Below are 12885 nucleotides of genomic sequence, written 5' to 3'. Positions count from 1 at the left end.
TACGACAAGCTCATCTACTATTTGCATCTATTGTATTTACCGATTTAGGTACCCTCGCTATGAAACAAGTTGATTTCAGAAATATCGATAAACTCTTCATCAAAATGTCTATTAACGATAAGTTTTGGACCATCTTCGGACTGTTTCTTATTATTTTGTCCAGCGTTTCCATCAGCAGTTATTTCAGCAAACTTGATCAAATTGAGCAGCAATCAGTGCAGATGCTAGAGCAAAAAGCCGCATCGATGGTGCAAGCACTGGATGCGACAGGTCAGCTCGAAAAGGCTGCGAGTTTAGGCTTACAAGTCTCTAACCGTGCCCAAACCAGCACTCGTTCACAAGACACAGTAACCGCTGTTTATGCTTCGGCAGGTCAATATTACACCTTGAGCGAATCGGTTTATAACCTCGAGTCTGACGCCAAACAAGCTGCGATGACATCGATGCTACTGGCATTTTTATGGATATTACCCTTTGCGCTAGTCATATATTGGAATGCAACCTTTATCGGTGGTGCACTATGGGTGCTTTGGGATACCACAGAAAAAATTGCTAAAGGCGACTTAACCTCACGCTTAGGTTTTCACCCTGGCCGTGACGAGTTTGGCACCATTGGTTGCGCACTAGACAAAGCCATGGACACCTTAAGTGAACTGGTTATTGCGGTTAAAACAAACACCGACACCTTGCACGCTACCTCAGACTCTTTTGCTCGCGATGCAGAACAAAGTGCACAACAAATCGACCTACAATATGCATCACTCGACTCTGTTGCTACCGCAATGGAAGAGATGACCGCCTCTGCCGCTGAAGTGTCTAATATTGCACGCAACTCTACCGAGCGCGTGGAGCAAGACTCAGAATATACTCGCCAAAGCTACGACAGAGCAAAACGTGCGATTAACGAAATTCAACAATTGTCTAATTACATTGAGCAAACCTCTAACTCAGTGAATACCTTAAAGGTTAATGCCACCAACATTAATGAAGTAATCACCACCATTAATGCGATTTCAGACCAAACCAACCTACTGGCGCTTAATGCCGCCATTGAAGCTGCACGAGCGGGTGAAATGGGCCGCGGCTTTGCCGTAGTTGCCGACGAAGTGAGAACGTTAGCGGGCCGTACTCAAGCCGCAACGGTTGAAATTCATAAGATGATTGAATTACTGCAAAGTGAAACGCTAAACATTGACAGCATCACTCAAGACACGGTTAAGCAAGCGCAAACCAGTAGTGATTTAATCAGTAATATTGGTACTGACATTGATGCTATTGCCGAATCTTCACGCTCAATTATGGATATGAGCTTCCAGATTTCGACCTCATCAGAAGAACAGAGTGCAGTGGCAAATGATATTGCCAAAGAACTGACTGATATTCGTCATAAATCAAATGTTATTCGTGGGCTATCACAGCAATCATCACATGGCGTGAAAGATCTATCTAAAGCATCAGCGAACCTGGGTAAGATTTTAAGCCGTTACCGCACTAACTAACGTGAGCAACTAACACGAGCGCAATCCCCTTCGGCGTGGCATCGACAGATGTCGCGCCGTTTTTATACTCACCCTGCTTTTGCAGTATACTTTTCAACCACATTGGATCTATACCTTTTACGACTTTCAGGTATAATCCGCGCAATTTTATCGCGACGATAATCGCAAACTCTATGTGTGAGATCTTATGACAGTTGAAACTTTTACACCGAAACAAACCACCACGCTCGATATTCCAGTCAAAACCCTTGAAGCAAACAGCCCAAGCACTCCAAGCACTGGTAATCGAATCGGGTTTGTTTCCTTGGGCTGTCCAAAAAACCTCGTCGACTCAGAGCGGATCCTCACCCAATTACGTACCGAAGGTTATGACGTAACTAACAGTTATGACGATGCCGACCTCGTTATTGTTAATACCTGTGGCTTTATTGACAGCGCGGTACAAGAATCGTTAGAAACCATCGGCGAAGCATTAGCCGCAAACGGTAAAGTGCTGGTAACAGGCTGTTTAGGCGTTAAGAAAGACGAAATCATTGAGCTACACCCTAACGTATTAGGCGTAACTGGCCCGCATGCTTATGACGAAGTGCTTAAACAAGTGCACTTGCATGTTGCAAAGCCAAAATACAATCCACTGATGGACCTAGTGCCAGATCACGGCGTCAAACTCACGCCAAAACATTACGCCTATTTGAAAATATCTGAAGGCTGTAATCATCGTTGTACTTTCTGCATTATTCCGTCAATGCGTGGTGATTTAGACTCTCGCCCGATTGGTGATGTATTAGGTGAAGCCCAGCGTTTAGTGAACGCAGGCGTAAAAGAGCTATTAGTCATTTCGCAAGACACCTCAGCTTATGGCGTTGACGTAAAACATAAAACCGCATTTTGGGATGGCATGCCAGTGAAAACCCATATGCAACAGCTTTGTGAAGAATTAGCCAAACAAGGTGTTTGGGTACGCCTGCACTATGTGTACCCTTACCCGCATGTGGATGACATTATTCCATTAATGGCGCAAGGCAGTATTTTACCGTATTTAGATATTCCGTTTCAGCATGCTAACAAGCGCATCCTTAAATTGATGAAACGCCCAGGTAGCTCAGACAAAGTGTTAGAACGCATTACTAAATGGCGCGAGATTTGCCCAGAATTAGTGATTCGTTCAACCTTTATTGTTGGTTTCCCGGGGGAAACCGAAGAAGAGTTTGAAGAGCTATTAGACTTTTTAGAAGAAGCACAGCTTGATCGCGTAGGTTGTTTTAAATACTCGCCAGTAAAAGGTGCCAAAGCTAACGATTTACCAGATCATGTACCTGATGATGTTATGGAAGACCGATTACAACGCTTTATGGCGGTTCAAGCACAGATCAGTGCCGACAAGCTGCAAGCCCGTATTGGTCAAGAGTATTTAGTCTTAATTGATGAAGTGAACACCGAAGGTGCTATTGGTCGCTCATACATGGACGCGCCAGAAATTGACGGTAAAGTGTACTTAACCGACGAGTTTGACGTGCAACCAGGCGACCAAGTTTGGGTACAAATTATTCATGCCGACGAGCACGATGTGTGGGGCGTTAAAGTCGACGATGATCAAGACGAATAACCTTGATAAATTAGCGTTATAGCGAGTTATCTCATAAAAAAGCCGATATCACTGATATCGGCTTTTTTAGTTTTACACTGGCTGATTTACTGCTTTGGTATCGAATGACATCTTGTAATCGATACCCGTTTTAAGCTCAGTTACTGCAACGAGGTTAATCGATGTCCTAGCGCACTTTCTGTGTCTGGCGACAGTACAAAGGTAAAGTTGTTGCCACCACTTATACTCAGTGATTCTGACTGATACACCAATGTTTGCGTGCCGTTGTCGTCTTCATAGACGATGTTAATTTCATAGTCGTCAGAAGGTAACGTTAAGCTTTGTTGTTCAACAAAGTCTAAGTCCGTCAGGGTGTATTCTGCAGTTTCAATGGTTTCTGAGTCACGAACAAAGTACACCGTTAAGTCATCGTAATCATACGATAAATTAACAACATCGACTTTATATTCGTATGCACGTGGACGTAAGTCTTGAGAGATAACCATGCCTTTAACAGAACTGTCGGCTTTTTGATAAATCAGTAGCGATTTAACATCATCCTGGTTAAAGGTAACCAATAAATTATCGAATAACTTGGTTTTACTGGTGGCGTCTTTAACCGTAATACCATAATCGTTAAACGACGTTGATTGGTAATCTGTTACCGCAAAAGATGCAACATCATATAAATACTGAGTTTCTTGCTTACTGGTTACATCAATATCAATATTTTGCGTTTCAAGTCCGTTAAACACGCGGTAATCTGCAGTGGCTTCTAACGCTGCATAGTTATCTGGTGTTGTCGTTGAATCTACACTGTCGATAGTGACTTTTATGTCACCTGCACCAAAGCTGTTACGGATCACGAATTTGTAAACCGTTTCGGTGGTGAGATCCATGCTGCCGGTCGTATAAACCACATCTTTAGTACCCGCAGTTGTGAGGTACACAATATAATCGTCGGTATCAAGAATAGTTGAGTCGGTATAGGTGCCATAAGTCGCACTGCCTATCATTACCGCATCATCAATACTTTGAGTATCAAGAGAGATATACGCGTCAAATGTGCCTTCATCAGTAGCTACGTTGGCAATAAGCACCTGCATTTTACTGTATTCGTAATCATCATCCGCGTTAAGCTCGTCCATATCATCGCGGTTGTAGTTTATATCCAGTAATTGTGGGTCAAGGTAATCTCCGTATAATACGAACAAATGGTTATCGTCCGTCTCTAAACTTACAGTATCACTGTAAACCGTCACCGTTTCGCTGTCTTCATCCTGGCCGTATATCTCTAAATCTGCGCTCCCCACACTGTAACCGTAACGAGGCATCGCATCAGCAAAGTCGATTGCGGTGTAAGCATAGTCATCGAGTACTAACGATGTTGAGGTGCTGTTAGGCGACGCATTATAATATTGTACATAAGCAACATCGCTGCTACTGCTATCAGAACTATCAGAGCCACACCCTAAAAGTGCTGCTCCAACCGTTGACATGATTATCAATCGGCTTACTTTCTTGTTAAACATAATTACTCCATTAACCGCTTAGCTACATTTGCAGTATTATGACTCTTTGTATGCGTAAACGACTGTCAAGAAAGGTAAAGTAGATATATAAAGCGTCAAGATGGTTAATTTTGGTTATAAAAAAACCCCTTATCGGCCGATAAGAGGTCTTAAATAGATATATTAACTCAAACTAATATTTAACAGCGCTGCGATAATTCGCTTACCTTAGGCCTTTTGTAAAAAATTAGTTGCCGGCAATCTTCATTTCACTGAGCAAAATACCACCAGTACGAATAGATGAACGTAAGTCGCGATCTTTACCTATGCCCTGAATGCCTTTAAACATGTCTTTTAAATTACCCGCAATGGTAATCTCTTCTACTGGGTACATCACTTCGCCGTTTTCAACATAAAAACCCGCTGCGCCGCGAGAATAATCACCCGTAACCCCATTAACGCCTTGGCCCATCACTTCGGTCACAATCAAACCCGTGTTCATTGCTTTAACCAAGTCATCAAATGTTTGATTGGTGTGGCTTAAGGTCCAATTATAGATACCGCCGGCATGACCTGTATTGGTCATACCGAGTTTCCGTGCTGAATAACTGGTTAATAAGTATGTCTCTAGGTTGCCACGATCAATAATACGGCGATCTTGGGTGGCGACACCTTCACTGTCGTAATTAGCACTGGCCAATGCGCCTGATAAATGCGGTTGTTCTTCAATGCTAAACCAGTCAGGAAATATTTGGGTGTTAAGGGCATCAAGCAAGAAGCTCGACTTTCGGTAAATACTGCTACCACTAATTGCACCAATGAGATGGCCCATTAGACCGGTAGCAATTTCTGGTGCAAATAATACTGGCATTTTTGCCGTGGCAATTTTACGCGCATCTAAACGACTTAAGGTTTTGTTTGCCGCTTGTTGGCCTACAAACTCTGGCGCCAATAAGTCCTGGTATTTACGGGCAACGGTATAATCATAATCACGTTGCATATTGCCGTCAGATTCTTCACCAATCACCACACAACTTAAGCTGTAACGCGAACTACAATATCCGTTTAAAAAACCATGGCTGTTACCATACACTTTAGCCGCGGTGTGTGCGTTGGCGGTAGCACCGTCTGAATTGCGGATACGACTGTCTACCGACAAGCTAGCCGCTTCAGCACGGATTGCCAGTTTTGCTAATTCTTCCGCATCTATATCTTGTGGATGATACAGCTGTAAATCACGAATATCTTGGGCCATTAACGCAGGATCGGCCAAACCACTGAATGGGTCTTCTGAGGTATATTTAGCAATACCATCTGCCGCTCTTACGGCTTCACGGATAGCCTCTGGGCTTAAATCTGAGGTTGAAGAGTTACCTTTGCGGCCATCACGGTAAATGGTAATCCCTAATGCACCATCTTTATTAAATTCGACCGTTTCGACTTCTTTTTCGCGGGTTGATACCGACAAACCTTGTTGCTTGCTAATGGCGACTTCTGCTGCAGTAGTGCCCAACTGTTTGGCGTACTCTAATGCAACGGCTACGGCATCTTTTAGTGCCGATAATTCAGAATCAATTCTAGGTGTTGTTTCACTGGCGCTAGGCGCTGAAGAAGGATGAGAAGCCACAAATTTACTCTTTAATTAGTCTAATTGCCGCTAGCATATCAAATTAAAATGGCGATTGATAACCAACCCGTTATCTTGAATAAAATCTGCATATTCAATGCCAAATAAATGCTATCATTAAGGCATATTGACTCGAGGTTTAAGACTATGAAGATTGTTGGCGATTCTGAACTGTTTCAGCAGCCCTATGATAATGATGACAACTATGTCAGCAGAACAGGCGTTAAAAAAGAAAGTGAGGATGCTCAAGCACTTGGCATGCGTCTAGTGGCGCTGAGCAAAACTCAATTAGACAAAATGGATTTAGATGAATTTCTATATGATGCGATTCTAAAAACAAAACTGATCAAACAAAAAACTGAAGCCTATCGTCGTCATTTACAATATATTGGTAAATTGATGCGCGGATTTGAGCATGAACCTATTGAAGCAGCACTCGATAAAGTGTTGAACAAAAACAATAATGAAGCAGCTCAAATACAGATTTTTGAAAAAATGCGTGAGCGCTTATTGGCTAATGGTGACGATGAAGTTCAAAGCTTATTGGACCAATATCCACAATTAGACCGTCAAAAATTACGTCAATTGATCCGCCAGGCAAATAAAGAATTAGCCAAAGGCCCAGAATCAAAGTCGTCAAAAGAGCTATATAAGTATTTACGCTCTGAAATTAAAGATTAGGATCTGCTCTCTATTTATCTGATTAATCAAATAAGGATGTTGCTAATGCGGCTTGAAACAACGATACGTGCACTTTTTTTATCTTTTGCTTCAATGTTGGTATTGACAGGTTGTAACGGTGCCGCTGATGGCACCGATTCAGATACATCAGACGACAGTTACAACGTGTCGGTCAGTTATCAAAATGTGGTCAATGGCCAATGCGATACCAGTACCGACAGTTTAATTTTTGATATCGAAACCAGCTTTTGTGCGGTCGCACAGCTTAAATTGGGTAACGCTAATGTTAGCGGTGCACTCATTGAATTTAGTACCAGTAATGGCACGCTAAGCACAGCGTCTGTATTAACAAACTCTAGCGGTATAGCCTCAACAATCGTCAGCTCCACCAGCACAGAGGCGGGCACGTTAAGCGTGACCTATACGCCAGATGATGCTGATGCCGTCAGTGCCAGCCGTAATTACCAGTTTAAAGAATACACCACTACAGTACCTGTAGAAGCAATCAACTTTACGGTATCGATTAGTGACGCTAATGGTGCGATTACCCGTTTTAATGTGGGTGACACAGTGCAGCTAAACGCGCAACTGACCGACAGCAATAACCTCGGCATTGCCAATCAAATAGTGACCTTTAATGCCGGTAGCGCTTCGTTAACGCCAACAACCGCATTAACTAAAACCTCAGGTATTGCGACGCTTAATTTCACGCCAACGGATGCAGAGCTGGGTGCGAGTTTACTCACGGCAACGACAGATTATCAAGATACCACGCTCACCAGCACCAGCGCATATGAAGTATTAGCCTCTACCGATGTCACCACTGATGGCACCGTAAAAATGGGCTTTTTTGATGCTAGCGGCGTCTTTGTTGAAGGCTCGTTAGGCACCACCTTAACAGCTGATACCAGCAGCGAATATACCATTAGCGCTGGCGGGACTTTTGGTGTTACAGCCACTTTAGTCACTGAAGCAATAGATGGCACAATTACTCGTTTACAAAACCCAACCAGCATCAGTTTTAGCTCTGATTGTTATACCAATGCAAACGCCAGTCTAGATTCGCCAGTGACCACACTCTCAGGCTCTGCAAGTTCTACGTTTACTGATACCAGTTGCAGTGGCAATAGCCAACGTAGCGATACCGTTGTGGCAACAGCAACCGTTAATGACGTCAGTTTAAGCGCTAGCCTGCCATTTACGTTAGCACGCCAAACATTATCAAATATAAGCTTTGTGTCAGCAGAGCCCACTCAAATACGTATTAAAGGTTCTGGTGGTACCAATACAACAGAGTCTTCTTTGGTGACATTCCTGGTTAGCAGTGCCAACGGTCAACCGGCAGCTCAGCAAGAAGTTGAATTTAGTCTCGACACCACAGTGGGTGGGTTACAGTTTTCAAATAACGAGACAACAGACAGCAGCATCAGTAATTCAGAAGGCTTAGTCAGTGTTCGCGTGCAAGCGGGAACTGTGCCAACTCCTGTTCGTGTCATGGCATCAACAAGCGACGCCGACACAGGCAATACGATTACCAGCCAATCAGAACTATTAACTGTCAATACGGGTTTGCCACAGCAATTGGGTTTTAGTATTTCAGTATCGACATCTAACCCTGAAGCTGGCGATTACAATGGCGAAGCTGTCACCATGACGGTTTATGCATCAGACAGTTTTGGTAACCCAGCACCAGACGACACCACGGTTAACTTTACCGCAGAAGGCGGTCAAATTGAGCCATCATGTAGTATCGTAAGCGGGACATGTAACGTGACCTGGACATCTGCATCACCACGAGTCAGCGATCATCGCATCACCATTTTGGCTTATGCTCTTGGCCACGAGACCTTCTTCGACACCAATGGCAACAATGTATTTGATGATACTGACGGCGTTGCGGTTAATGGCTGCTTAAGCGGGTCGACACTTGTTGCTTGTAGTGGCAACGGTATGGATGTTGAAACCTATAATACTGGCGGTTTTGTTGATTTACCTGATGCCTTTAGAGATGACAATGAGTCGGGCGATCGTCAATCTGCTGAGGTGTATTTCAATACAAAATCAAGCAGCGCTTATCAAGCCGCTGACGGTGTGTTTAATGGTCCACAGTGCCAGGGCAGTTTATGCGACAGCACGGCCATGACCACGTATATCCGTAAAGCCTTAGTGTTAACCATGTCAGGGTCAGCGGCCAACTTTACCGTGAGTCAAAATGGTACCGTCATTAATGACTACAATAGTGATGTTCAAGCAATAGCCAACGGCAGTACCGCGACATTTAAGGTGCAACTCGCTGACAGTGCTAACCAAATATTACCCGCGGGCACCACGCTAACAGTCACAAGCACATTGGGTGACTTACAGTTTGACGGTTACACAGTACCAAGCATGAACGCCGCTGGCGGTACATCAACCTCTTTTACTCTTAAAAATGAAGACGCATCGGGTATTAGCCAGGTTACCTTAAACGCAACAACACCAAAAGGTGTGGTTACGACCTTGAGCTTTTTTGTTACCTTATCGTAGTTTTTAACATACAGAAATCTAAAGCCTGCTGAATAAGCAGGCTTTTTTGTGGTTGGCATTCGTTGATAAGTTGTTACAATGGCGACAGAAATACGGTAAAAGTGTTATTGCTGTATCTCAACTGCTTTTCAATCAATCCAATTTAATAAACAGGGCTAGTTTATTTATACGAAAGACAGACAAACGTCTTTCGACGCATACTAAGGAACAATAATGCGCAAACTTTATGTACTTTCTACTTTAACCGCAGGCGTGCTTCTTACTGCTTGTGCAGCTAAACCGCCTATCGTGGCACAAAATAAAACCGTTGTAGTGAATGATCAAACCATCATTTTTGGTGGCATATATGACAAAGAAAAAAACAAACTGCAACTTATTGCTAATGGCGACGCCATTATGCAGGGTCAATTTCCACCAATGACACCAACTCAACACCTTAACGCTAAATACAAAGGTATGGCGGTTAAAGGCGATTGCTATTTTGGTTCTGTTTTAGGCGATCAAGGTGGTGCTTTTGGCGTGGTAGCCAGTATTGTGCAATCAGCGAAAAACAGCACTGCTGACAAGTGCGACATCTTTATTGATGGCGAGCCAAAAGAAACACTTTATTTCTAGTCGATAATACTCACTAAGCACTAGCCCTGCTTGATACTACCAAACCGATACTGCACTACTGTGGTGCGCATACTTATCTGACAGGCACCATCTCGACCCAATAACCTATCAATTAGATGAGTTAACATATTGTTTTAAAATTATATTAAACTATGGTCTGATCTTTGCTGCAATAATCATTGGCCCGCTAAATCGTTGTCAAATCAGTTTAGCTGTCAATTTGAGCTAAATGACCATTTGAGTTTAGTGACAATGTGAGTGACTGATAATCACCCACCGACGATTGTCATCCGTGTCATTTACCCTATACCAAGTCATTTACTGTTGTTGAGAATTGAATGCTGCCTTTACACACTTCTATGCGCGGTTTACGCTGTTTTTGCGTTGCGGCGGAATGCTTAAGTTTTAAAGAAACGGCTAAAAAGCTGTATTTAACGCCTTCTGCGGTAAGTCATCAAATTAAACAGCTAGAAGAAACATTAAACCAAAGTTTGTTTATTCGCCAAACGCGCTCAATAGCTTTAACCGAAGTCGGTGCACGCTTTTATCAAGCCATTGAGCCGGTGATGCAGCAACTGGTCAATACGGTTAGCGAGTTTAATCAGTCGGACCGAATGCTTGAAGTGAGCATTTCCATGCCCGAATTTTTTGCCAGTGAATTGTTTATGCCAAAGCTCATTGGCTGGTCATCTAAATACCCTAATATCAATCTAAAACTTGAAACCATTAAGTCGCGCAGTGACGTGATTAAGCATACCGATGTGTCGATTATGCTGTCTGGTAAGCAACAACCCAGTGCCAATGTTTACGATTTATTTCCCATCACGTATATCCCGGCGTGCAACCCAAAGCTACACAGTGAACTGTCTTCTCAAGGCTTTAAAGCACTGACAAAAGTGCCATTAATACTGCATAAAGCCAGACCTTACGCCTGGCATCAATGGGCTGAAAATGTCGGTTTTGATCAATTCAAGCCCAAACAAATTATACAATTAGACAGTATGTTCAGTGTCGCCCGCGCCGCAGAGCAAGGGCTAGGAGTGGCATTAATCCCACTGCCCATTAGCCAGGCCTGGTTTGATAACAACACCCTTATTCCACTCTTCTCTCACCCACTTTACAGCCATGACCGTTATTACCTTACCCGCCATACGAACGAACAACAGCGCCCTGAAGTGCAGCTGCTTATCGACTGGATCCTCAAAAGCTTTCATGACGAAAGCCATTAGCTCACGTAGATACTGAGCTAACCGGTAAAACTAACACGCTTTTTGCGCCACACTTGAGGTGTTAGCGACGGCCCTCTGCCTTTTCCATTCGCCAGGCTATATACGGAAATTGAAGCCAAAATGAAAAGTAGAAAAAGCTTAAATACCAGTATGAAAAAACAAAATTGATGCCTAAGTCTTTATATACCCAATCAACTTGAAGAGACGTGTTTCAGAGCTTCACCGTGTTTTCAATACTAGGCGCGTTAATGCGGTAATGTGGGTACCTTATAAATTAACGCAACAACGTAGTGGGAACACGGTGAAACTCCCAAAGGGCAAGTTTTACACGCGTTTATGCTGTGTTATTGATTTTGGAAAGGGAACAACCATTACCCGCAATCAATGCCTTGCCTAAACGCGTGTAAATTCTTGCTGAAATCGAGCATCTTCAGGTTGTTTGGGTATATACCCCGAGCAGCAAATAATCGTAAATAAACAAAGGTAAGGTTAAATAAAACGCCAGCCAGCATGAGTTAATAACATGCTGGCCATCGCTCCAGTATTTTCTCAGCGTCATCTTAGTGATAGGAATATATAGCAAAGTCACAAGTGGCAATAAGGGTAATTTTATCCAAAACGGCCATTGTTGATAATAATCAGGCAGACCAATCAGATAAAAACTTAGCCAAGTCACAAAGCTGTAGCCAAGCAATTTACTGTGTTGAAGTATCGTCATTGTTATCCTTATTGTAGCCTCATCGATTTAGCTTAGCGGTCCAATATACAATGAAGTTAGTTTCTTGAGTAATATTAGGGGGCTGTAGTTCTTTAAAGGCAGAGACTTTGAGGTGTAATGATTCTACATAAAAAGTCGATAAGGCAGCAAGGCAAGACCTTGCTAGCCAGCCGATTGCCCTTCACTCTAACCTATAGCGCTCTTGGTTAATTTACTACTCGCATATACCTCTTTATGTATAGGTGAGTTTTTTTAACTCATTAATGCGTTTTTTATCGTTTGTCGCCTGTATCGCTTTTCACTAAAGTTCACCTGTAGCGCGGCGCTACCAAACCTCACAGGGAGCGACATCATGAACAAGAACATCATTAATGGCTTAATCAGTGCCACATTATTACTCACCGCATCGGCAAGTGTGATGGCTAACACTCAAGGCCAAAACATGGATAGTACTGCTTACAAAATGGTACTTGTTGAAGATGTACCAGGTGTAACGGCATTGCAAGCAGGTAATATTGAAGAAGGGTTAACAGCAACACTCTCTGCCAGTAAATATACCGTAGACGACTATTCTCGCAATGTGAACTTATGTGCCGGTTACGTGCAAATGTCTGATATGGAAAAAGCAGAAAAAGCCTGCAGCGCTGCAGTTAAAAGCGCACGATCTTTAGTGGCCATACCTTCTATGTCAGTTCGTGCTTACGCTTACAACAACCGCGGCGTAATGAAGCTATTGAACAATGATAATTTAGGGGCATTAGCTGACTTTAAACGCGCAGCTAAAGTCGATAGCAGCGGTATTTATAAACATAATGTTGAACGTTTAGAAGCAGCATTAAACACAGTGCAAACTGGTATTCTGTAATTGGAGAGCGACCAAATAACCGCGAAGGT

Annotated in this window: 10 protein-coding genes; 7 read left to right on the top strand and 3 right to left on the bottom strand. The window is 43.1% G+C overall.

Translation table 11 applies throughout. The features are described 5' to 3' along the window. The first annotated feature begins 59 nt into the window (after positions 1-59). Positions 60-1499: a methyl-accepting chemotaxis protein gene (locus tag GQA99_RS09300; protein ID WP_160053613.1), complete on the top strand. Its 1440-nt coding sequence runs from the start codon at positions 60-62 to the stop codon at positions 1497-1499. Between the two features lie 187 nt (positions 1500-1686). Beyond that, a complete protein-coding gene (gene rimO / locus GQA99_RS09295; RefSeq protein WP_160053612.1) occupies positions 1687-3105 on the top strand; it encodes a 30S ribosomal protein S12 methylthiotransferase RimO in 1419 nt (472 codons plus the stop codon). A gap of 140 nt (positions 3106-3245) precedes the next feature. Here rimO and GQA99_RS09290 read toward each other — a convergent pair whose 3' ends face one another. Together GQA99_RS09290 and pmbA are read right to left on the bottom strand one after the other, a co-directional pair. Then, positions 3246-4616, bottom strand: coding sequence for a hypothetical protein (locus GQA99_RS09290; protein WP_160053611.1), 1371 nt, complete (start codon positions 4614-4616; stop codon positions 3246-3248). Between the two features lie 226 nt (positions 4617-4842). Then, positions 4843-6222 carry a metalloprotease PmbA gene (pmbA, locus tag GQA99_RS09285; protein WP_160053610.1) on the bottom strand — a complete coding sequence of 460 codons (1380 nt, stop codon included), beginning with the start codon at positions 6220-6222 and terminating at the stop codon, positions 4843-4845. 147 nt (positions 6223-6369) lie between these two features. Here pmbA and yjgA point away from each other — a divergent pair, with 147 nt between their 5' ends. From yjgA to GQA99_RS09265, 4 genes are all read left to right on the top strand, one after another. Then, positions 6370-6903 (top strand): ribosome biogenesis factor YjgA, encoded by a 534-nt coding sequence (gene yjgA / locus GQA99_RS09280; RefSeq protein ID WP_160053609.1) that lies wholly within the window; start codon positions 6370-6372, stop codon positions 6901-6903. 45 nt (positions 6904-6948) lie between these two features. After that, positions 6949-9429, top strand: coding sequence for an Ig-like domain-containing protein (locus GQA99_RS09275; protein ID WP_160053608.1), 2481 nt, complete (start codon positions 6949-6951; stop codon positions 9427-9429). A gap of 213 nt (positions 9430-9642) precedes the next feature. Further along, on the top strand, positions 9643-10044 hold the full coding sequence (locus GQA99_RS09270; protein WP_160053607.1) for a hypothetical protein: 402 nt from the start codon (positions 9643-9645) through the stop codon (positions 10042-10044). Between the two features lie 338 nt (positions 10045-10382). Next, the gene (locus tag GQA99_RS09265; protein WP_206194574.1) at positions 10383-11273 is read left to right on the top strand and encodes a LysR substrate-binding domain-containing protein; all 891 of its coding nucleotides are present in this window, start codon (positions 10383-10385) and stop codon (positions 11271-11273) included. Positions 11274-11703: 430 nt separating this feature from the next. On the opposite strand, the gene GQA99_RS09260 is transcribed toward GQA99_RS09265, so the two are convergent. Then, entirely contained in the window at positions 11704-11991 is a 288-nt protein-coding gene (locus GQA99_RS09260; RefSeq protein WP_160053606.1) for a hypothetical protein, read from the bottom strand. A gap of 352 nt (positions 11992-12343) precedes the next feature. On the opposite strand from GQA99_RS09260, the gene GQA99_RS09255 reads away from it, so the two are divergent. Continuing rightward, the gene (locus GQA99_RS09255; RefSeq protein WP_160053605.1) at positions 12344-12856 is read left to right on the top strand and encodes a tetratricopeptide repeat protein; all 513 of its coding nucleotides are present in this window, start codon (positions 12344-12346) and stop codon (positions 12854-12856) included. Positions 12857-12885: the final 29 nt, after the last annotated feature.

This window comes from Shewanella litoralis (genome assembly GCF_009828585.1).
GTDB lineage: Bacteria > Pseudomonadota > Gammaproteobacteria > Enterobacterales > Shewanellaceae > Shewanella > Shewanella litoralis.
The sequence above is the reverse complement of the archived record's forward strand: the minus strand, read 5'-3'. Positions and strand labels throughout refer to the sequence as shown.